Origin of the sequence: Bacteroides sp. CAG:189 (assembly GCF_000432295.1) — a bacterium.
GTDB lineage: Bacteria > Bacteroidota > Bacteroidia > Bacteroidales > Bacteroidaceae > Bacteroides > Bacteroides salyersiae.
Genome location: NZ_HF991118.1, coordinates 24,120 through 44,794, shown reverse-complemented (window position 1 = coordinate 44,794; position 20,675 = coordinate 24,120). Strand labels below are relative to the sequence as shown.

21 protein-coding genes and 2 pseudogenes are annotated in these 20,675 nt (G+C 38.5%); all 23 read right to left on the bottom strand.

Features of this window, described 5'->3' with window-relative positions; all coding sequences use genetic code 11:
• Positions 1 to 21: 21 nt before the first annotated feature.
• Positions 22 to 1,620 carry a glycoside hydrolase family 31 protein gene (locus QVP90_RS16515; RefSeq protein WP_007480760.1) on the bottom strand — a complete coding sequence of 533 codons (1,599 nt, stop codon included), beginning with the start codon at positions 1,618 to 1,620 and terminating at the stop codon, positions 22 to 24.
• 10 nt (positions 1,621 to 1,630) lie between these two features.
• Entirely contained in the window at positions 1,631 to 2,014 is a 384-nt protein-coding gene (locus QVP90_RS16510; protein WP_021937034.1) for a DUF3037 domain-containing protein, read from the bottom strand.
• Entirely contained in the window at positions 1,992 to 2,774 is a 783-nt protein-coding gene (locus tag QVP90_RS16505) for a HipA family kinase (protein ID WP_044094033.1), read from the bottom strand. Before QVP90_RS16505 ends, QVP90_RS16510 begins: the two co-directional genes overlap by 23 nt.
• 269 nt (positions 2,775 to 3,043) lie before the next feature.
• A complete protein-coding gene (locus QVP90_RS16500; RefSeq protein ID WP_005932369.1) occupies positions 3,044 to 3,448 on the bottom strand; it encodes a hypothetical protein in 405 nt (134 codons plus the stop codon).
• Positions 3,448 to 3,819, bottom strand: coding sequence for a transcriptional regulator (locus tag QVP90_RS16495; RefSeq protein ID WP_044094032.1), 372 nt, complete (start codon positions 3,817 to 3,819; stop codon positions 3,448 to 3,450). The genes QVP90_RS16500 and QVP90_RS16495 overlap by 1 nt, the downstream gene beginning before the upstream one ends.
• Positions 3,820 to 3,937: 118 nt before the next feature.
• Positions 3,938 to 4,960 carry a WG repeat-containing protein gene (locus tag QVP90_RS16490; RefSeq protein WP_005932425.1) on the bottom strand — a complete coding sequence of 341 codons (1,023 nt, stop codon included), beginning with the start codon at positions 4,958 to 4,960 and terminating at the stop codon, positions 3,938 to 3,940.
• 783 nt (positions 4,961 to 5,743) lie between these two features.
• Positions 5,744 to 6,826 carry a vWA domain-containing protein gene (locus QVP90_RS16485; protein ID WP_005932427.1) on the bottom strand — a complete coding sequence of 361 codons (1,083 nt, stop codon included), beginning with the start codon at positions 6,824 to 6,826 and terminating at the stop codon, positions 5,744 to 5,746.
• 210 nt (positions 6,827 to 7,036) lie between these two features.
• Positions 7,037 to 7,567: a hypothetical protein gene (locus QVP90_RS16480; RefSeq protein ID WP_005932429.1), complete on the bottom strand. Its 531-nt coding sequence runs from the start codon at positions 7,565 to 7,567 to the stop codon at positions 7,037 to 7,039.
• A gap of 110 nt (positions 7,568 to 7,677) precedes the next feature.
• On the bottom strand, positions 7,678 to 8,724 hold the full coding sequence (locus QVP90_RS16475) for a YqiA/YcfP family alpha/beta fold hydrolase (RefSeq protein WP_005932431.1): 1,047 nt from the start codon (positions 8,722 to 8,724) through the stop codon (positions 7,678 to 7,680).
• Between the two features lie 12 nt (positions 8,725 to 8,736).
• Positions 8,737 to 8,967 (bottom strand): hypothetical protein, encoded by a 231-nt coding sequence (locus QVP90_RS16470; RefSeq protein WP_005932433.1) that lies wholly within the window; start codon positions 8,965 to 8,967, stop codon positions 8,737 to 8,739.
• Between the two features lie 406 nt (positions 8,968 to 9,373).
• A complete protein-coding gene (locus QVP90_RS16465) occupies positions 9,374 to 9,808 on the bottom strand; it encodes a YkvA family protein (protein WP_005932439.1) in 435 nt (144 codons plus the stop codon).
• Between the two features lie 67 nt (positions 9,809 to 9,875).
• Positions 9,876 to 10,112, bottom strand: a complete 237-nt coding sequence (locus QVP90_RS16460; protein ID WP_007480744.1) for a leucine-rich repeat protein — start codon at positions 10,110 to 10,112, stop codon at positions 9,876 to 9,878.
• A gap of 650 nt (positions 10,113 to 10,762) precedes the next feature.
• Positions 10,763 to 13,075, bottom strand: coding sequence for a TonB-dependent receptor (locus QVP90_RS16455; protein ID WP_021937033.1), 2,313 nt, complete (start codon positions 13,073 to 13,075; stop codon positions 10,763 to 10,765).
• An 83-nt stretch (positions 13,076 to 13,158) separates the two neighbouring features.
• A pseudogene (locus QVP90_RS16450) lies at positions 13,159 to 14,288 on the bottom strand (PDDEXK nuclease domain-containing protein).
• A 96-nt stretch (positions 14,289 to 14,384) separates the two neighbouring features.
• Positions 14,385 to 14,885, bottom strand: a pseudogene (locus QVP90_RS16445) (mobilization protein); the annotation flags it as partial.
• Positions 14,886 to 15,353: 468 nt separating this feature from the next.
• Positions 15,354 to 16,082, bottom strand: a complete 729-nt coding sequence (locus QVP90_RS16440; RefSeq protein ID WP_007480735.1) for an SIR2 family NAD-dependent protein deacylase — start codon at positions 16,080 to 16,082, stop codon at positions 15,354 to 15,356.
• 286 nt (positions 16,083 to 16,368) lie between these two features.
• Positions 16,369 to 16,716: a YkvA family protein gene (locus tag QVP90_RS16435; RefSeq protein WP_005932460.1), complete on the bottom strand. Its 348-nt coding sequence runs from the start codon at positions 16,714 to 16,716 to the stop codon at positions 16,369 to 16,371.
• A 60-nt stretch (positions 16,717 to 16,776) separates the two neighbouring features.
• Entirely contained in the window at positions 16,777 to 17,070 is a 294-nt protein-coding gene (locus QVP90_RS16430; protein ID WP_005932463.1) for a hypothetical protein, read from the bottom strand.
• A 221-nt stretch (positions 17,071 to 17,291) separates the two neighbouring features.
• Positions 17,292 to 17,720, bottom strand: a complete 429-nt coding sequence (locus QVP90_RS16425) for a hypothetical protein (RefSeq protein ID WP_005932465.1) — start codon at positions 17,718 to 17,720, stop codon at positions 17,292 to 17,294.
• A gap of 43 nt (positions 17,721 to 17,763) precedes the next feature.
• Positions 17,764 to 18,267, bottom strand: coding sequence for a GNAT family N-acetyltransferase (locus QVP90_RS16420; RefSeq protein ID WP_021937031.1), 504 nt, complete (start codon positions 18,265 to 18,267; stop codon positions 17,764 to 17,766).
• Positions 18,264 to 19,493, bottom strand: coding sequence for a radical SAM protein (locus tag QVP90_RS16415; RefSeq protein WP_005932471.1), 1,230 nt, complete (start codon positions 19,491 to 19,493; stop codon positions 18,264 to 18,266). The genes QVP90_RS16420 and QVP90_RS16415 overlap by 4 nt, the downstream gene beginning before the upstream one ends.
• An 11-nt stretch (positions 19,494 to 19,504) precedes the next feature.
• Complete coding sequence (locus QVP90_RS16410) at positions 19,505 to 19,684, bottom strand: hypothetical protein (RefSeq protein ID WP_005932473.1); 180 nt, start codon at positions 19,682 to 19,684, stop codon at positions 19,505 to 19,507.
• Between the two features lie 17 nt (positions 19,685 to 19,701).
• Complete coding sequence (locus tag QVP90_RS16405) at positions 19,702 to 20,514, bottom strand: M48 family metallopeptidase (RefSeq protein WP_005932475.1); 813 nt, start codon at positions 20,512 to 20,514, stop codon at positions 19,702 to 19,704.
• Positions 20,515 to 20,675: the final 161 nt, after the last annotated feature.

The window sequence follows — 20,675 nt, the reverse complement described above, 5'->3', positions numbered from 1 at the left end:
CCTTTCGTCTCTTTTTTAGTTTTATTTTATCTTCTCATAATAAGGTAAACGGTTCAGAGGAACATCCGTGTCAATTACTTTCGGACCTTTAAAAATCTGCCCTCTCTCATCTTTCCATTTACCTTTGGGCAGCTTCACCGTACGTTTTACTCCGGGAGTCACCATAGGAGCTACCAGATACTTATCCCCCAACATGTATTGATCTTTACAGTCCGTAAAGCCCTGATGGGGATACTCATACTCCATGGAGCGAACAATCGGCTCACCCGTTTCCGCTGCGCGTTTGGCCAACTCCAGAATATACCCGCTCATTTTCTGATGCAAATGGGCATAATGTGCACAAATATCAGCATTCCCTTTACTTAAAATCCTCCAAGGAGCTACAGAAAATTGCATCATAGGCATTAACGCATGTACCTGGCAAGAACGTACAATCAGTTCTTCATCAAACTCTTTTACATTGAGGAAAGCACTGTACTGCCCGCCCCCAATCATATCGGGACATGTATAATAATACCCCAGCAAACCGGCAGCCAACATATCCGGTATTAACATTCGTGTAGCATTCCATGAGTAATCCTTATCACCCAAACGCTGAACCAACGCCTGACCTCCAAGCTTCCAGCATGCCCGCAATTCATTGTAAGGAAAACTCAAACCTAACGCTGCCCATTTTTCCATAAAGGTATTAGGAGTGGCATCCTTATCATAAAAATCATATTCTCCGGGCGTCATATAACTGATATCCGCACCATCGAATTTAAAACCGTCTATTCCGTATTTCTCCTGATTGGCACGAAGTTGCTGTTTCAGATACTCCATAGCTTCCGGATTAGTAGTGTCATAGCAGGCACTGAAGCCATTCCACCAATGGATAATGGCAGGCTGCCCCGTATCCTTCTTCTTCAAGAGATACCCTTTCTTTTCCAATATCCGAAATTCCGGACTATCTGCCGATACATAAGGCGCTATCCATAACATCACTTTAAATCCCATCCGGTGCAGCTCATCCGTCATCCCTTTCGGATCCGGAAATTTCTCCGGTTTAAAATCGAAATTACCGTAATACCTCTGCCAGTTATCATCAATCATAAATACCCCTTGCGGAAAGCCATTCTCCACTACCTTATGGGCATATTGCATAATATCCCGTTGATTCTGATCATACATCAGTTCTATCCAAGTGTTGTATTGTGGCAATGAGAAAAATTCCTCTTTCGGTATTTGCCCTGAAGAGGGAAAGTGCTTTTTGGCAACAGCTAATTGAGCCTCTTTCAAAGTCGTTCCGGCAGATACAGGTTCCAGTTTTTCACTATCCGAATAAACGATAAGATCTCCGTTTTTCATTTCAAAACGGAAAGGATTTTCCGCCCATATATATCGTCCGGCAGAAGAAATCATGCAAGGGACAAGCTGGTTATTACGATTGTTACGGGCTAAATCCTGTAATGCCAGCTGCTGTCCGAATGGCATCTGGTGTCCTAAAGCAACCACTCCTCCCCACCATCTTTCGTTTTTAAGCGGAGAAACCACAGTTGTAAACACATTTTGCCCGTACACAGCCAGGCTATTTCCCAATAAAATGAACAGTAATAATAGTAAAGTGTTTTTCTTTTTCATATATGATCAATTAAAGTACCAATTCATTAAATAGCTTGTCCAGTGTTTCCTCCAAGTCAACAGAAAAACCTACATGCGGACGGGAAGTCTGGATACACGAACTTCTCATAGCTGTCAGCCAGCGAAATCGCTCCGGAATATCCAATGCAGCAATTGTTCCTCCCGTTTTATGACCGGAACAGACCTTACTGAAAGCCTCCATATGTTCACGAAAATCGTCTATATCCAACTCCGGAGAGAAGACTCTCAACCTGTTTTCATTAATAGCATAGCGCATCTTTATAAAGTTAGCCTGCTTGGAAAACAGAATAACCCCCACATTGATAAACTCTTCGCGTTCCACTTTCGGTACAATGCGGATTACTGCATATTCATATAAGTGTTTTTCTGGCATCCTCTGCTTCTTTTACAAATATTTCGGAATGATGTATCCTTTCTGTTAGAAATTGAAAATAAATATCTCGTATATCTTGGGGAGTTTCCTCCTTATCTCTCCAATGCAACCAGTCATCGGGTATCAGTTCCACAATCTCACGAAGCTTTTCATCAGTCAATATCTCTTTGCATATTCTATCCGCTTCCTCCAACTCACTCGCTTCGGCCAGCAAGGCATGCTCCTTTATCTGTGTAAAAGGACTGAGCGCATGCTTCCTCCAGTTTACCCACGAATGATGGAAAAACAAAGATGCTCCATGATCTATCAGCCACAATTCTTTGTGCCACATCAACATATTCGTATTTTTTGCCGTACGATCTACATTGGTCAGCAAAGCATCCATCCATACTACCTGTGAGGCCAACTTAGCATCCACTCTGGTCACTACAGGATCGAAAGGTAATGCTCCCGAAAGAAAATGCAATCCTAAGTTCAATCCACGGCTTCCCTGCAGGAGGTCTTGTATCTCCTCATCCCCTTCCGAACGGCCGAAAGCTTCATCCAGATTTAAAAAGACAATCTCCGGTAAACGCAGTTTCAAGGCACGCGCCACCTCCCCGCCTATCAGCTCGGCTATAAGGGCTTTTGTCCCATGTCCGGCTCCCCGAAACTTCACAACGTATTTGAATCCGTCGTCCGCTTCGGCAAGTGCAGGCAACGAACCTCCTTCACGCAAAGGCATGATGTATCTGGTTACATTTACAGTGCGTATCTCTATTTCTCTGTTTTTTACTGTCATAGTGTTCCTTTCTCTTCTGTTTGTCAGATATTAAGTATAACAGTCGGTCTTCCGAAAAAGTTCCTGTTAAAAACCAAATGGAATCGGGATACAAATATATAAATAAAACTGTTATTCTTCCCTATAGGCAAAAAGAGAGATGGTAATTGCTATACAACAAATCCTCTATCGGATGCCATATATGGTTCATTGTCCGAATAACGATTCATATAAATAGCTTTCTCACTGACTTTTTTACGCTTCTCAGATTAAACTGTTTCATGAACTTCATTCAATTTTTCTATTCGCAGACATTCATAAATCATCCTGTCAACAAAATCCCGTACGAACTGCTCTCCTTTCTTAAAAGAGAATTGTCTTCTTATCTGGTTAGGAGTACCCACAAAACAGTTCGAAGATGAGTTTCTCTCTCCGGTAAATTCAATATTAATGCAAACCAAGCAATATCCTCCTCTTTTAACTTCTCTAATGTACTGAAAAGAAAGAGAGTTATAACAATCCTCCATCTCTTCATTCTTCTCCACCAACACAATCTCCTTATCAGAAATAAGCCCTTTCCTATCCCGTTTCACAATCTCCAGAAGTCTAGTGTTCAATCGGGATACGATTTCACAAAGACGGGAATAATTAAAGTCATTTTTTCTCCTGTTCATCAGATATTCGGATATTTTTCCATCAGTTTCTTCATAAATGATTTACTAATTTGTAAATCCTCCGCTTTATCGAATGGTGGAAGCATCATACAATTATTTCCCTTTATCAAAACCAGATAACTCACATTTATAATCATTGACTGGCTGATTTGGATCAAATGAGGATGGTAGCTCAATATTTTTTCTGCATTTGTCGTTCTTTTCAATGCCAAAGAACGATGATTACATAAGGCAGCTTCCCACAACCTGTTCACGGAGTTATAACGAAAATAGCCGATATGTTCCAAACGCAATAATTGTATATTTCCGGTCATTGTAGAAGACAGGAATATATTATCCTGGTCTTTCGCTATATTAGTTAAGTATTCCATAATGAATACATCTTCTTTACGCTGCTCTTTCATTGTTTTATCTTGTTGGTTCCAATTTGTTCATACTCCATTTTCCAATTCAAGCAATACACTATTCGTATTGTATCAAACTGTAAGCTCAAGATTTTACCACTTCTCCCTTTTCATTCAAAAGTACATCCGACTGTCTGTCAAACAATGTGGCTCTAAATAAATGTTTATTCACTGCATAAATGCCACTATAATCAGGCGGAGTAACAAGTTTCCCCTTTTCGTCCATCAAGCCACGACAATTACCGACCGTATAACAATACAACCCGGTCGATGCCATTATTTCGGTACCATCGTCAAAGTATTTGCCCGTAGAATAATCCAACCGATCAATCATATCATACAACATCGGATTGAGAATCTCTCCCTTATATGACATCTGCATTCGCGATTCATCCCACCTGGAGACGATTGCATAATCCGAAGTCTGCGTAATATACCTATATTCAGCAGGTATTACGATGTGAAGCGAATCATCCATTAGTCCATACTTACCATCTTGTATAAAAACCCTCTTCCCGTACAATGGATTCTGGACATAGTCATATTGCGGCTTTACGACCCATTCACCTTTATTATTTATAATACCGCATTTACCCTCCTCGTCGTACATGCTGCAATATCCCTCATGAAATACAAAGTCCACACGCCGGTCATTATCTTTCAGATACGGATATTGAAAATCAATAACAACCTCCCCCCGACGATCGATAAATCCTACTTTATCCTCTTTGACCACCGCGGCCAATCCTTCCGAAAATATCCAGGCATGAGTATATTGTTCCGGAATAACCGCTTCTCCTGTAAAACGGTTAAAATACCCTCTTCTATAATTTTTCGAATAAATGACCAGCGAATCCGTATAAGCCTCCGATGCAAACATCCAAGTTATCCCTTTTAGTGTTATTTCACCGGTTCGAAGATTTTTAATGCCATATGTGCCGTCACTATAAGAAATTGAACGGCACTCACTACTATACAATTCACCCTCGTATTCGCGAACGCGACTTTCCTTATTATACACCTTAACCACAAGAACGGTTATTATGCAAAGACATAAAACGGCAATCGCTCCCAAAACCTTTCCCAATACTTTCATAATCTTTTTCATCGTACTCTATATTTTTAAATTATAACCATATTATATACCTGTGTCTTTACTACTTTGTTTTCTGTTTTTACCTCTTCCATAATTGTATATTCTTTAAAATGTTATTGATTATATATCTTTATGATTATAGAGTATAAAAAGTAACCTTAATCTATCAGAGTTTATCGGTTTTTATTAAAAAATCCTTTCGGGCTATTTCTTGTTGCTGTAATCTTTCGGAATTATTTTTCCTGGTGCAAAATATATAGATAAAAGTGCGCATTGCAGGTAAAAATTCAATTTTCAAAAGTGCGTATTACAGGGTATTTATAGTACTATAAATTTGCGTATTGCAGAAAATATTAAATCTAACAACAAATACACTATTCGTTCGCTCACCTGATTCAGCGAAAGTGCGTATAGGAGAAAGTTATGTGATTCATCCCAAGAATCTGATCGTAAAAGAAGGAGTGGTATATTTTCCTGCCTATATGATTTTCTGTTTGTATTGAAATTTCTTATTATTCCAATCTTTCAGAATTAAATTGACTGAAAGATACTGTTATCCTGGATTTTGTCATTTGCTCATTCACAAGTGTAGATATGCTATTATATCCGGCTTCTATCAATATATTTTTTAGCAACAGTACGTTCTTATCACCATTTATTTTCCTTAACTCGCATCTTCTTGTGTACCCAAACCAATGATTAGTACTCTTTTTGTCTGTACTGTTGCAAGCACAGACAAAAAGAGTATTAAAATTGCCAATATGTAGAGCTTTTACTTCTCAATCGCATTACCATTCAAATGTCATTCCGTTCTTTTGAGTAAGAGCAGAATACCTGTCGCATTTCTTCGTCCTCACAGTTATCTGCAAGTTCATCGAATTTCGCACGAGACATCACAGACCCACGAGCCATTGTAGCAGCTTCAACCAACCGTGCCGTCTTATTACCGGTTTCAAACGGGACGCTGATACCGTTGGTCATTGCAGACAACTCTTTGTACCATGCGGCATTAGTGATGGTTACCGTATCAATCTTTATCTTTTTTCGAGCTGCTTTCTCTGCTTCTTTCCGCCAATCTATCTGGTTACCCACCACATAATTCTCATAGGTATAACCCAAAGGATGGGGATCCGCATCCGAGATAAGCAATATCGCTCGTGTGGAATTCTCACGCCAGGGAGTCTCTTCAACGATTTTCTTGATAACCAATTCATAAAATTCATCACCATCACCCCCGCTCGTATTTTTAGTCTCACGAATAAATTTGATAAGATCATTCTCATTATTGGTTAACGTCATACACTGATAAGCATCGCCAAATTCGTGGGCACTCTTCATGTCGCAATAATCCCCAAAAGCGACGATACCAAGCCGTAAATCGTCATTTTCCTTAAAGAGACGGGGTACGAGATCCGCCACTTCGCTACGTACTGCTTCAATATAAGCCGCCATCGAACCGGTCGTATCGAAAGCAATAACCATATCAAGTTTACCTATCTCCTTAAAAGTGACTTTTTCAAACGTTTTGGTTTCTTCCGTTGTCATTTCTACAGGATAGTTAGTGTCACCTCCCCAATACCCCATCGGATGCAATTCGTTATTAAGTTTCTTAAAGTTACTACCAATTACCGGCATTGCCTTAAGCTTTTGCATTCTATCCTTTAACTCGGTTTTACTCTTGGCAAAAACAAAATTCCAATAATAACGACTTTCAGATGCATAGTCCTCACTATCGAAACACGGATAACGTTGAGATTCTTCTCCCACATACACACCATCTTTTGAAATACCCTTCAATGCATGCAGAATGATGTCGTTTACACCGTCAAACATCGCGCCATAAACCTGAATTTTTCCTTTGTAGTCAAACTTTTCCATAATCACTTATTTTTAAAATTATTCTATTCTCACAGAAGTGAGTGTATCACTAAGCAAAGCAGCGATGGCAACCGTATCATGCGTCCCTCTCTATTAACAATGCCGATATCATTTCAATTCGTGTTATCTAAAAGTATACTTTGCTATCTAAAATTAATTTCAATGTTTTATGATAAAAGAATACAAGAGGTAACCCGTTTCAATCAAATTTTATCGTTTAAAAAAAGAATTTACGCTTCGCAACACACTTTTCACATCATCCATCGGTTGAAACGGAACGATAATTTCAAGGTTTGTATTGATGATACAATAAACTTTCTCCTCGTCATTGTCTTCCATACCGAATCCATCCTCATTCGCAAAGTAACGACCATCGGGATAGGTTGTCCAAACAAGAGCACAAAGTCCGTTTTTAAAATCATTGTAACGATTGAATCCGAATTCTACACGTTTACAGTCAACACAACAATGATAGTGATTGTGATGTCGATGGATACTATCATAATCGATGTCTTTATCTTCAACCAAGAGCTGCCCGTCCGCATTTACGAATTCACGTAGTTTGCCGGTCCGCATATTAACAAGTATGAAAGTTTTGCCTTTTCCCCAGAAAGCGGCGATATCGTTACCTAAGTCCCGGCCGTGATTATCACCATCCAAAGCCGGGATACCACAGGCTATGACATCTTTGTTATCTGTTATCTTGAAATGAGATTTAAAGTTCTCCATTTTTTTCTTCATATATCCTTAGATTATAATACACTCATAATTATTACTGTTTATTTTTTACTTATAGAGTACATTTTCTTAATTTATCTATCTTCTGTCGCCTCCATTTTTATTTTCTTTTTCTAACTTTGATGCTTGCCTATACCTATAATAATGAAAGTCTCAATTGTATTTTCAGGAAAGGCGTTATCATATGAAATTATATGTTCTATTTTCTCGGTATTACTGCAACCAACTATACCGAAAAGGAAGTTGGAATATGTTTGTAAAAATTTCTCATATCCAATCTGTTCGAAATTGGTTGCATGTTGTGTGGAAACCAACAAGTATCTACACCTATCACTGTTCTTTATCAATTCTGTTTCTAATTTATGCAACAATGTTTCATGATTGCCATCTTCTACACGTGCATAAATCGCGGTATAATTATTACATAACATCCGTAAATAACAAAGTTTTAAAGGATCGCTGCAGACCATTTTTTCTAAATCCCGAAATTTGGAATAGTATATCCGCTCAATCACATCTTTATCTGAAATAATTTCGCAGGAAAGCGGACTGGTAGCAATTCGTGATTGGATAGCAGCTACTTCATTCAAGATAATACGTTGCTGTTCGATAATCGGCAACACATACTTTCGAATGACATCCTCCGTTAATCGATGCCCCCCGGGAAATGAAAAATATTTAATATAATGCTCACAATACTCTTCACGGCAATTTACCGTATCATCACCTATACCAAATAGTGCAATCGTATTATCTCTCTCCTCACCTGAATAAGCCATACATTGTGTTTGCTCAAGTTCTTCGTAACGGTCACATAACTCCGGTGTAATTTCATATTCAGAAATACCATCCTGCCTTTCACTGAAGAATCTGTTGATGCCTAATTTACACCGCATTGATCGTGACACATGAAGAGATGGATTTACCAAAATCTTATATGTACCTTGAAGTTTTTGGGCAAACATTCCTCCCATGGAGGTACCGATTACGAGATTTATCTTCTCTTCTTTTACAAGTCTTTTCAACATCTCCAATGCCACCATTGGCTCAATAGGAAGGTCTGGAGAAAAGATGGTGTCATTTGGCAATAGGCGGCGCAAATGCTCTGCCGTTCCAGAATTACCGGATGAGGAAAGTCCATGTATATATAAAATCTTCATACTGTTTATACTTTAAGCTATTTGTACCAAAACTTCCGTGTAATTACCGTTACCAAATCGAATCCATTCACCTTTAAATTCCCGTACTCCATTTTTACCACGATCATCGATAAGATAATCATCTTTGCATATATCATTCATTACTTTATTTTCCATTGTAGCTATGCTTTTAATTTCAATATCTATTACCACCTCGGTCACCTTCTTCCACACAAATCCTACAAACAAGAGTCTTTTCATCATATAGTTCCAAATCTAGTTGTTTAGGTCTGGAATTGCTCAACATTTTCTCACACCATACCAAGAAAGCACAATATTCATTATCAAATCTAAAGCTATACCAAAGAGGGAGGTTCCTTTTGCTCTCACTTTCTTTTCTCAAATCATCCGGGTTAGGGATTTTGAAATCTTTATCCGTTAACCGGACATATGCTGTATGAGAATAATGGCTGCTTTCTATAACTTCTACGACCTCTTTCCAAGGTGCAGTAAGAGGAAAATGGATGTGTTCATAATATCCTGATGCTTCCGGTCCTCATAAATCCTTTGCTTGACTATTACGCATTGTTTCCGAGTAGTCAAATATATGCTTTATCATCATCTCGATTCTACTGAGTTCATCCCAAGGTATAATAGCTTTCGTCATAAGTCATCCTTCTATTAATTCATACTCAACTCCGAACCATTCGTTTAATGTATCTTCAACCTGGGCATTGATTTCAGGTGTAATCTTATCCTTTATCTTCTTATACACATAGAGAACGGCGACACCTTCATCCAATACACCCAATAGTCGATATACGGCACTTGGTATCAAACTTACCGGAGATACGGTGTAGATGATTGCAGCATAAATCAATACCCTGTCTAATGTGGTCGTTTTTTCATCAACCATCACATAATAGAACTGTAACAGCGGCCGGGTTGCTGTTCGTCCGGCTTTCAGCGCATATGGCCGGATCTTGATATACAATTCATTAATTTTACCGCGCCAATCATAGTTCTTCACTTTCTTCAACAGTGAGTCAATCTCTTTGCCCATAATCCAATAGGCCAAAATCGTAATACAAATAATCGTCAACATATTCTTTCTTGCTTTAGTTTCTTATATAGAGTCTTATCTATATGGATACCTATCTCCTATAGTCAATTTAATCCCAAAAACCGAATTTATCCAAAGATGTATTTTGCTCAAATACATTTTCCGAAATAACCAACTCCTTCGGTTTCTTTACACTTTGGAAAATCGGATGGCCAGCAAAAGCGGCTTCATCAATACTTACCATAGAATTAAACTCTATTCTACGCATGGATTCATTATGGTAGAAAGCCTCGCAGCCTATCTTCTCTAAAGATTTTGGAAATACGGCAGAACGTAGTTTAGACACTATGTATTTACAACCAGTTGTTACTCAATAATTTGTAAGTAATAAATCTGAAATATGGTCGTAATCTTTAATTGCGCATTCTAAAGGGTGAAGGTTTAACACTTTTATTGATTATTAACTCATTTAGAGCATTCGTATTGGCGGTTTCTTCTCTTTCCCATGCAATTTACTTCTGATATTCCACTTCAATTTTGGCTTATCGTTTAAGTCGCTGTAAAGGTACTATATTTTGTTTAATCTATTCGATATTCCTTATCTTCGATTGTATTACCGATTTCTCAATATATTAAAGCGAGAGGAAGTGCAGCCCCAATCTATTATTTTGGAGAGAATGCAGTCTGCCGCTTACGAGCTTGCCTTTGTTAAAATAACAGTCCTCAGAAATGGGAGTACGTGCATAATCTGTTCTCGAATTAAGAACTATTATCTTCATTGTTGATTCTTTCTTTTTACCTAACTATTTCGTAGGTCGTTTGTCTCCGTTGCCGAATGGTCATATCAAACCAAGAAATGGAGAAAAGTTTGGGGCTGTTTACTCTCCAGAGGATGAAGAAACAGCCCCAAACACAGTTTACCACACTTGACCTTTATTCATTTAGCAGAACAACTGGTTACTTTGATATTCGACATCGGAAATAGTGGCTATATATTCAATATCTGTTCAATATCCCTGAATCCCTGTCTTTATTTTGCATTTTCAATTTTACATTGGATTTGTTTTTTCCGAATGCAAAGTTGTACACGAGGTTGATATAGACCATATTGGCATTATTAGTGATTCTTTCGGTTTCTGTCCGGTGTAGAAGTGGCGTTCCCGATACGAATGTAACCTGTTTCCATGAATCATAGAACGGGTATCTTATACCTCCAGTAATGGTCAGATTCTTTATCGGTTTATAAGACAATTCTACCGATGCCATGCTTGGAATATTTTCCATAGTCTGTCCGACAAGTGATTTCTTTTGAGTCTGATAGAACAACTGTAATCCCCATTTATTATATGCAAAATACACTGAGGGTATTATCGAATAGCCCGTATGATTCCACTCTGAATCGCCCAATTTATTTGTTTGGTGGAACACCTCAGAGTACAGTCTTAACCGTAGAATATTGTTTGAAAACGGATACCATTGCAGAAACAGGCTGGCTTTCATACTCTGTGCATTATCCAGATTGCCGAATGTCTCGATGATACTCGTGTCATCAGATTGGAAAATCGGAGCGATAGCATCTTTGGTATATGAGTATCTCACTTCCGCATTGATTACAAATTTCTTGAAGCCTTTGAAATAGGACAGCGAGAAATCGTGATTGTTGCTCGGTGTCAAATTGGGATTTCCTGCGAATATATAATTGGGGTCTTTGAAGTAAGGATTGTAAGTCAATGAAGACACTGACGGGTTTTCTGTATTTACCTCATAATTGAACATCAGGTCTGAACTTTCGTTTATGAAATATCCTAATTTCACCTGAGGGCGGAAATAGGTGAAGTTATAGGTCTTATTTTCAATGGTTGTAAAAATGTTGTTGTTTACACCTGCACTTATACTGTAATTGAATTTTTCACCCATCATTCCAGTTATTCCCAAATAGGAGTAGATTTCATTAGTAGTTATCCGGTTGTTTGAAGGCAAATTGTTTTGAATGCTGTTGTTGTACATATATCTGGTTCCTGCATACAAGTTTGCTTTCTTCATTTTATAGTTATACAGTGCTTCTCCGATAACCGAATACTTGTCTGTATTTATTATCGTTACTGTTTCAAAATCCGTTTTCTCCTCCAGCAATTCTCTGTATTCATAGTCATAGTCGGATTTGTAGTATGTACCGACAAGATTCATTATAAGCTCATGTTTGGAGCCGAATGACTTGCTGAAATACATATCCATAACCGGATTGATGTATTTGTCTTTGTCTGAACTTTCGCCAGTTTTAATAGTTTCCACGCCATTGATTCTTGACATGATGTCCTGTATCGAGGAGCGTCTGCGATTTAATGAATTGAAAGATAGTTTTGCGCTAAACAAATAGTTGTCAATTTTTGAATTGTTGAAACTGATTTCAGCCATCTGCTGTTCGTATGCATACGGACTGTTACGTCCGTTTTTTGTCTTTTCATAATTAGCTCCTCCAACCGAATACGCCATTTCTTCATCCAATACTCGTTTGTCGTAGTTCCTGTAATTGATATTGTAAGTTACACCAATCTGCGAATTTCCCCAATTATATTTGAAGTTGACAACATTGTTGCCAAAACCAGTGGTTACGGCATTTTGGGTGTTGATACCTACCGCACCTCCATTGTGCCTTTCTTTGGTCACCACATTGATGACTGCACCCAATCCCATGTTAGAGTATTGTATGGGAGGTTGTGTATAATAATCTATTTTAGAGATGTTTTCCGGAGAGATAACGGAAAGGTCTGTCGGTGTTGACGGTATGCCGTTTATCAGAATCTTGACAGCTTTTCCGTCCACCGAATTTACATTCTGGTCGATAACCTGTATTTTGGGCAAGTGTTCCAATGCCGCCAATGCGCTGCTGTATTGTTCTTTTTCTATGTTGGTAAGTTTATATTCTTTTTTATCAGCAAACCTTTTGACCATGCTTGTGGTGATTACGACTTCATCCAATTGCATGGCATCTTCTGCCAAAATTATTTCTCCAAGATCAATGGATTGATTCAATGTCAGTTCCTGTCGGTAGTCCGCATAACCGATAAATAATATGTCAATATTGTATTTCCCTTCCTCTATTTCCTTGATTATGAATTGTCCGTTTTCATTGGTAATACCTCCTTTGTAATTCAGAGTATCCTGCACAGAACGCACTATAACATTTGCGCCGATGATAGGTTGTGCTTTCGCATCCTTGACAATTCCTTTAACAATATGCTGGCTCCATGCTGGCACAGAACATAAAAAACAACATAGCATCAGAAAAATGACATTTACTCTTCTCATGATTTTTATCGTTTTATTTGGGCTGTAAAACTACTCAAAAATTCCCGAAACGGGGCTGTAAACTGACTGACAGTTGTCTGACATTATACTGACAAATTGCTGTCAGACTCTAATTCTTTTTCAATTTCTTCAATGGACGGCAGACTACCACAGAAATCACTTGGTAAGGCTTGTCCTAATTCATAGTCGGAGATTCCAATAGGCTTCTGAATATCACGCAAAGCATATTCAGCCTTAATGCGGTCTTTGCTCTTGCAAAGCAATAGCCCGATAGTACGGTTGTCTCCTTCACGGCAAAGAATGTCATCCACGGCAGAACAGTAGAAATTCAACTTGCCGATATACTCCGGCATGAACTCCGTGTCTTTCAGTTCAATCACCAAATACCTGTGCAGGAAAGCATTGTACATCAATATGTCAATATAGTAATCATCGCCTGACACATTGATGTGATATTGTCGTCCCATAAAGGCAAAACCTGCACCCATTTCTACAAGGAATTTTTCCACATGCTTTACCAGACCGATTTCCACGTCACGCTCGTTATATTGGTCGGTGAAAGTCAACATGTCGAATATATACGGGTCTTTGAGCATGGATTTCACATCGTTTGCTTCCGGGATTGGCAAAGTCTCCGTGAAGTTGTTTACCAAAGCCCCATGTTTGCCATAATCATCAAGCCTGATGGCTTCTTGTAAATAGCGTGTATTCCAATGTGATGTGATACACTGCACCATGTACCAATACCGGACACGAACATCCTTGACCTGCTGCAAGAGTATCAGGTTATGGGTCCAGCCCAAATGTTTGATGGGAAGAGTAAAATTATACTTTTCCAATTGCGCAATCACTGATTGCGTAATTGGAGCATCCGTCTCTTTCACTATCGTAAGCTCCTGATTATATTCATTGAAAAACTGTATCATGCACTGCACATTGCGCACGGAGCAACCTTTTATCTCGGTATAATCGTTCCTCAAGTCCACAGCCAGCCGTTGCAAGGTCTTTTTGCCCCAACCGTCGGCGTCTTGGCTTTGTTGTAACATTTCGCCGATGTCCCAATACATCCGCAACATCTCTTCATTGGCGGCATAGATTGCCCTTTGCTGTGCAACCAATACCCTTTGCTTGATTTTGCGGAGCAATGCCGCACATAACCACGAAAACTATCCGTAAAGTTTTCAATATCTTGCCTGTCTGTATTTTTAGCCATATTCTACATATATTTTTTACAAAGTTACTCTTTTCATTTGACTATACACCAATAAGCTCTCCGTATTTTGAGTGTATTTCTTCGTGAAGCTATCTTTTATCTTCTCATCGAAAAGCCTCTCTTCTGTTGTCGGTCATACTGCCCTTCCATCACGTTATCGACTTCTCGTCTGGCTTTGATTTGCTCCCGGTTATCCAAATTTCCTTTTTGCTTGGCAGTGATATACAAGAAATCTCCGGCTGCACGGTGCGGCTGTTTGTCGTCACCGAACAGGTTAAGGGCACTCTTGATGTCCGACACCTGTTCTGCATCAAAGCGTGGTTTGTAATAATCCCTTGCCAGACGGATAATGCCGTGTACTGCCTTGCGGAAGATGTCGCTTGTTTTGAGCAGCAGGAAACTGAGACAGCCGATAATGTGGTTTTGCCACGAAATCCGATTTTTGAGCCTCGTGATTTCCTCCGTATGCGCAGCCTCCCGGCGGTTGAGTTCCGACAGGTGCTTGGCTTCCAGTTCCATCCGTTCACGCTGATGGTCGTTCTGCATGGTTTGGATTTTACATTGCAACCGCTCAATGGTTTCCTCATGCGTGGCTATGATTCAAAATAAGTATGCGGTTTGTACATATGATTGCCCAGCATAAGATATATTTTACCATTCAATCGACTCAATATACTCTCCCACAATATAATATTTTAAGTTCTTTACAATAGAGCACTTATGCTCTTAAATCTTTCAACAACATTATCGCTGACTCATAATTTATTTTTCTATTAGCGAGTCATGCTCACTGCTAATTCAAATATTTCTTGATTGCTTTCATCGTTTTCTCCCGCAAGGTATACAGATGCTATTTCGATCCCCATCTTCCTCAGCCAATTAAAAGCTTGTATGGCTGTCTTTGATGTATTCTTTGAAGTTCCTATTTAAATAATAGAACATAAAGACTCCGAGTTTATAACTCACCTCGCAACTTTTTTCATCAACAGTAGCGAACTTGGGTCGAATCTTAAACTCCTTCTCAATGAAGTCTGAAATCTCTTTATAGGTCTTACAGCTTTCATATTATTTAAGTTTTAATGTTGCTTTCAATTGTTGTAATCCGAGGCTTGCTCCGCTTTGGATATGGATACATTCTCGGTTGCACCCCTCAGGCAATGCGACCTCAGAAGGGTCAATAATGTATAATTCACATTTTGGCGGTATCATCTTCAAAAGTTCTGCAGCTGGATAGACCAACATCGTAGAGCCTACTACAATAAAAACATTTGCTTGCTTTGTTGCCTCTACAGACGCTTTCCACAGCCGTAGTTCGATATCTTCGTTGAAGAATATTACATAAGGTCGCAACTGTGAACCATCGGGTGCCTTATCACCAATATGAATATCAGGATTGTTATGGTCAATCTCATACGATTCATATGGATGTAATGTAGAAGCATTCTTCAACGCTTCACCGTGGAGGTGAATTACATTCGTTGAGCCTGCCCGTTCGTGAAAGTCATCGCCATTCTGGGTAATCACTGTCACCTCGTACTCGTCTTCCAACTCTGCAATAATGTAATGTCCTTCGTTAGGCCCTTTCTTCATAATCAAGCTGCGAATGAGATTGAAAAAATCGAGCATCCGCTGCCTCCGTTCGTTGCAGCCACTTCGTCTTCCACAATACCACGAACTGCGTGCGGCTACAGCCTCGATGTTGAGCGTATCCCACAAACCGCCTTTGCCACGAAAAGTGGGTAATCCACTCTCGCGGCTCATACCGGCTCCGGTATAGAAGACAAGTTTACACATACTATTTCTGTGGTTTATGCAACGACATTGTGTAGCCACATCTGATACATTTTGTGCCGGACAGAGGTCTTGCCCCAGGGTAAGTTTCCTCATACATAAAATGGTGGTTGTCTCTCACGTAATCGTGGTTGGGACATTTCAGTCCACGTACTTCTTTTACCTTCTTCATATGGATATTATTTATTGTTACTATACAGAAACTTTTCGCTCGAATTACTAACCCTTTTCTTTTATAGAGTAGTAATCCGAGCGAAATATATCTCTGTAAGAAAATAAATCTTACGATTTATGGAATAAGTGTAAACCATTGATTCAATATATCTTCCACTTGTGTTCTAATTTCAGGTGTCACACGATGCTTAACGCGGTTGTAGGCAATTGCTAAAGTCGCAACATTATCTGCCAAACCTAATATTCCGAACTTGTTTCGGCTCAACAAATCCTTTGGCAAAAGCTGATATGCCAACGCCCCAATGATAATTACTTTGTCTACAACCGGTGTCGTGGGAGCTTTAACCACATAATATAATTCCAAAACAGTACGCGTGGTCTCTCTTCCAGCCTTGACAGCGTATTGTTTAATATATTGCCAGAGTTGTTCTGGACTTCCAAAGACGTTGCTTAATATATCCATATATTCAATGTTTAAATTTCAGTTTACTATATAGATAAAAGAACACTCGGATTTCTATCTTCAGAAATCAAATCCAAGTTTACGACCTTTTCTGCGCCACTCCTCATCATCCTTTTCAAACTGATCAAGCATTTTCTCTGTATTGGAGATAAAATCATCTGTTTGATTGAGTAAAGCAGCAGTACGCAGACGAAGTTCTATACGCTGCCTCACAAACGATGACTCTGATGCACTTGCCCCGATAGCATTCATCACTCTGCGAAAGCAGGCGTCAGAGTTATCCAACTTAACTCCACACTGCTCAATAGCACGGTCTAATGACTTTTGTCTATCTGTCAAAATATTCCAACTCATATCATTTTATCTTTTTATTGTTAATCTAACAATCTTATATAGGCAGTACATCAAATATACCGGGGTTATGAAGAACCCTAAAAATATTGATATTGCAAGTTTAATCAAGAAATGCCCAAATATGGCTTCAAATGTAAACCATACGAATGTCATCGGTGCAAATTATGACAATCTACACATTGGGCTACAGCGGGTCGTGTTGGATGGTAATAACAATTCATTTAATCTATATTTCTTGAAACAACCGGATACCTGGCCAATCTATTAAATTCATTTTGAATCTTATCCATAACCAGTTTATCCAATTTGTTTTGTTGTATCATTCCCCAAAGCTGTGGTATCGCAAAAGGCCACCATACACATACTGTCAATGCCGTAGGGATAGCTTGCTGACCAAATATACCGACACTCGCTTTCACATATACATGTGGGACAGCTGGTGATATTCTGATTTTCAAAGCCGTCTGCAAGCCTAAAACCGCCTTAAACAGATTTCCTTTCTTAATTGAAATATCCCAATCTCCTGAAGGTAATTTAATCCCATCAACTTCATATCCATCATAACGCAAAGAAGACATTAAACTATTTGCAACCGTATCCGAATAAGGTGCTACATCACAGAATAACTTTGTCGATCTAAAAAGTCCCATACTTCGTTTTTTTTCTATTGATGATGTAAAGGAGTGAAATCTATCATTGGCCGGATTGTATCATTCTTTTTAAGAATACTTTATTTTTATCTGAACCGATAATTTCAAAATTCGCTGATTGCAAAAGCTTAATAGATATAACGTTGTCTTTGTAGACTTCACTCTGTATAAAATCACAACTCAAATTTTTCAAAATAAAGCTTACTGTTTCTAAGATGCACTCTTTCATTATGCCTTGTGAACGGTAAGCCGGATGCATAGCATAAAATAACGTCGGTTTGTCAAGTATATCCATTATGGCTATAAACCCCACAAGTTTAGCATTTAAATAAATCCCCCAAAGAAAGCCTTCATTACGAGTCACATAACAACTAAAAGAATATAAGAACTGTTTTATGCCATCTTCTGAAGAAACAAGATCATTCAATTCTCTGAGATAACGTTTGGTCGCATCGTCATCAAATATCTGCCGCAATATTGGAATGTCAGTATTATTGATACAACTCAATACGCATCTATGCGTTTGTATTTTAGGATATGCATTCATTTTATCAGGCCTCTTTCTGCCATCTCGCAATATAAAAACATGAAAATCTGTGCATATACCCGTTCATTATGACACAAGATATCCCATTGTTCATCCGAATATTCAACTGCTGTCAAACACATGTCGCACATTCGAATGGCTGGACAATATTTACAACGTTCAACACGCTTATGATAATATTCCTCTACAATCTCATTTGCACGTTTCCAATCTATACCATTCTTGACATTCCCAATTCGATATTTATCGGCTACTTTTTCACATATCCCAATCTGCATTTGAGAGTCAATATATATCTTTGAATTGATGGGCATACAAGTTGCCATTGGTACTGATTGTCCTGCGTCTATAATTGGACGATCTTTCCAATAAGCGAGGCATTCATCCAAAAAGATTTTAAGAACAACCCAATCTTGATGTTTCTCATATGCGTCTAATATATGTAGATAAAGTTGTTTTGTCTCTTCGTAGTCAACAGTTTTTACCCCATTGATAAAATTAGGGGATAATCCATGAATATTTGAAAGAACGAAACTTTTCAGCAATCCATCGCTATTCCATTCTCGTGCAATTTGGATAATGTCACTAAATGCCACCAATGTCATTTGCAATAACACACATGGAATATATTCAGGATAAGTCTCTTTTATATGGCTCAATGCACTATAAACTCTTTCATATGATCCATTCCCCATGATGTCAACGCGATGTTTATTATGAAAAACTTTAGTCCCATCGATTGAGATTGCCAACTCTACACTATTTATTGAAAGCCATTCAATTTTTTCATTATTTAGCAACACACCATTTGTTGAGATAGAAAAATCCACATTGTTTCCCCAACGCTCGCGCCCTCTTATTATTGCATATTGAATAAGTTGGTATTGCAACAGCGGCTCACCTCCATAAAACGCAATGCGTAAACGTCTATTCCCAGCTATCTGTTGGATAAAATCATATATAACATCAATGTCTCTACCTGTTAATGTATGACTACCGTGAATACGATTGTTTACATAGTCTCCGGAATAGCAACAATATGTACATCTGAGATTACATTGTTCTGTTATACCGATAATAAACATTTCTATTTCAGACATAGTATTGAACTGATTCAGAGGATTGAAACGCCAGGTATAATCACTTTCATCCGCAACTCCTCCTACTATTTCATTCGTTCTACGCAAATAGGAATAGATGTTTCCTCGAATGGTCTGAATATGCATATGAATTAATCTTAACTCCTTCTTCCACATTTATTTGCCGAGCAATGTCCGCATCTTAAACACTTTGCCTGACAGGCAGCCATGCCCATAGCCTGGATAGCTGCTTTCTTCTTATCCTCCTTTATTACATTATTATTAAGAATAGGAAGAATGCCACCATAACTTACTTGATTATTTACTTGTGTGTACATAACTTAATATTTAGTGGTTATACTCGTTTGATGATTCTATCATATTCTCCTGAACTATACCAATTCCATAATTCTCCTGCTCGGACAACTAACCACGGCATAGCTGCCGCATTAATGGATAGATATTTAATTATACTATCCATCATTCCCGAATGATTGTTGTTGAAATCCATTGCCTGCTGAATAAAAGACTTTATATGAATCCGGCCATAGCATTTCTTCGGCAGACCTGCCATTTTTATCATTGTGGTAAGAGCTACATTTATGTCTTGGCAACATAATAGACCTATACGATCCGCCGAAAAATCAGAGATACGATACCAATTTAATAATGGCATTTTTACTAAACTCATCCATATATTCAGATCAGAGTTCGCTATAGGCATATACATTGCTTCTGTAAACATATGGTATGATTTATGACCGCATTTTATATGTCCGAGTTCGTGTCCAATCATAAAATACAGTTCTTCAGGAGAAAGCAAATCCACAGTTCCTGATTGTAATATTATTCTCGGCTTTTGCTCTCCTACGGAAAATGAGCAAATATCATAATCCCAGTCAGTTGAACAGGCCGGTACATTTTTTATCTCAAGTAACCGACAAGCCTCCACAACATGTCTATGTATATTCGGTAAACTTTTATCTGTTACATTTATACCTTCCGCAGAATATTCAATTGCAGCATACTTTTCCATTATGCTACCGACCGTCTTATCAACTATTGATTTAAATCCTGGAATTTTTCTCAATTTATCCAATGTTGATTTGTCCTTAGGATGTAGAATGGCCGAAATATCTAATCCTTTTATTGTAGTTCTAAGTTTCATATCCTGGTGCTTCTATGATTATCAACCTCCACCCATAGAATAGTCTCCTTCAGCATACAATATACGCTTACGACATCGTGAACAACTGATTAAAGTGCGTGTTTCATTGGGCATTTCTGAAAGAGGATTGAGGGTACCACATTCCGGACACACAATGTAGT

Excerpts from the sequence above, each read along its gene's own strand:
- QVP90_RS16515 (WP_007480760.1), bottom strand. The coding sequence starts at position 1,620 with ATGAAAAAGAAAAACACTTTACTATTATTACTGTTCATTTTATTGGGA.
- QVP90_RS16510 (WP_021937034.1), bottom strand. The coding sequence starts at position 2,014 with ATGCCAGAAAAACACTTATATGAATATGCAGTAATCCGCATTGTACCG.
- QVP90_RS16500 (WP_005932369.1), bottom strand. The coding sequence starts at position 3,448 with ATGAACAGGAGAAAAAATGACTTTAATTATTCCCGTCTTTGTGAAATC.
- QVP90_RS16495 (WP_044094032.1), bottom strand. The coding sequence starts at position 3,819 with ATGGAATACTTAACTAATATAGCGAAAGACCAGGATAATATATTCCTG.
- QVP90_RS16490 (WP_005932425.1), bottom strand. The coding sequence starts at position 4,960 with ATGAAAAAGATTATGAAAGTATTGGGAAAGGTTTTGGGAGCGATTGCC.
- QVP90_RS16485 (WP_005932427.1), bottom strand. The coding sequence starts at position 6,826 with ATGGAAAAGTTTGACTACAAAGGAAAAATTCAGGTTTATGGCGCGATG.
- QVP90_RS16480 (WP_005932429.1), bottom strand. The coding sequence starts at position 7,567 with ATGAAGAAAAAAATGGAGAACTTTAAATCTCATTTCAAGATAACAGAT.
- QVP90_RS16475 (WP_005932431.1), bottom strand. The coding sequence starts at position 8,724 with ATGAAGATTTTATATATACATGGACTTTCCTCATCCGGTAATTCTGGA.
- QVP90_RS16470 (WP_005932433.1), bottom strand. The coding sequence starts at position 8,967 with ATGATGAAAAGACTCTTGTTTGTAGGATTTGTGTGGAAGAAGGTGACC.
- QVP90_RS16465 (WP_005932439.1), bottom strand. The coding sequence starts at position 9,808 with ATGTTGACGATTATTTGTATTACGATTTTGGCCTATTGGATTATGGGC.
- QVP90_RS16455 (WP_021937033.1), bottom strand. The coding sequence starts at position 13,075 with ATGAGAAGAGTAAATGTCATTTTTCTGATGCTATGTTGTTTTTTATGT.
- QVP90_RS16440 (WP_007480735.1), bottom strand. The coding sequence starts at position 16,082 with ATGTGTAAACTTGTCTTCTATACCGGAGCCGGTATGAGCCGCGAGAGT.
- QVP90_RS16435 (WP_005932460.1), bottom strand. The coding sequence starts at position 16,716 with ATGGATATATTAAGCAACGTCTTTGGAAGTCCAGAACAACTCTGGCAA.
- QVP90_RS16430 (WP_005932463.1), bottom strand. The coding sequence starts at position 17,070 with ATGAGTTGGAATATTTTGACAGATAGACAAAAGTCATTAGACCGTGCT.
- QVP90_RS16425 (WP_005932465.1), bottom strand. The coding sequence starts at position 17,720 with ATGGGACTTTTTAGATCGACAAAGTTATTCTGTGATGTAGCACCTTAT.
- QVP90_RS16420 (WP_021937031.1), bottom strand. The coding sequence starts at position 18,267 with ATGAATGCATATCCTAAAATACAAACGCATAGATGCGTATTGAGTTGT.
- QVP90_RS16415 (WP_005932471.1), bottom strand. The coding sequence starts at position 19,493 with ATGCATATTCAGACCATTCGAGGAAACATCTATTCCTATTTGCGTAGA.
- QVP90_RS16410 (WP_005932473.1), bottom strand. The coding sequence starts at position 19,684 with ATGTACACACAAGTAAATAATCAAGTAAGTTATGGTGGCATTCTTCCT.
- QVP90_RS16405 (WP_005932475.1), bottom strand. The coding sequence starts at position 20,514 with ATGAAACTTAGAACTACAATAAAAGGATTAGATATTTCGGCCATTCTA.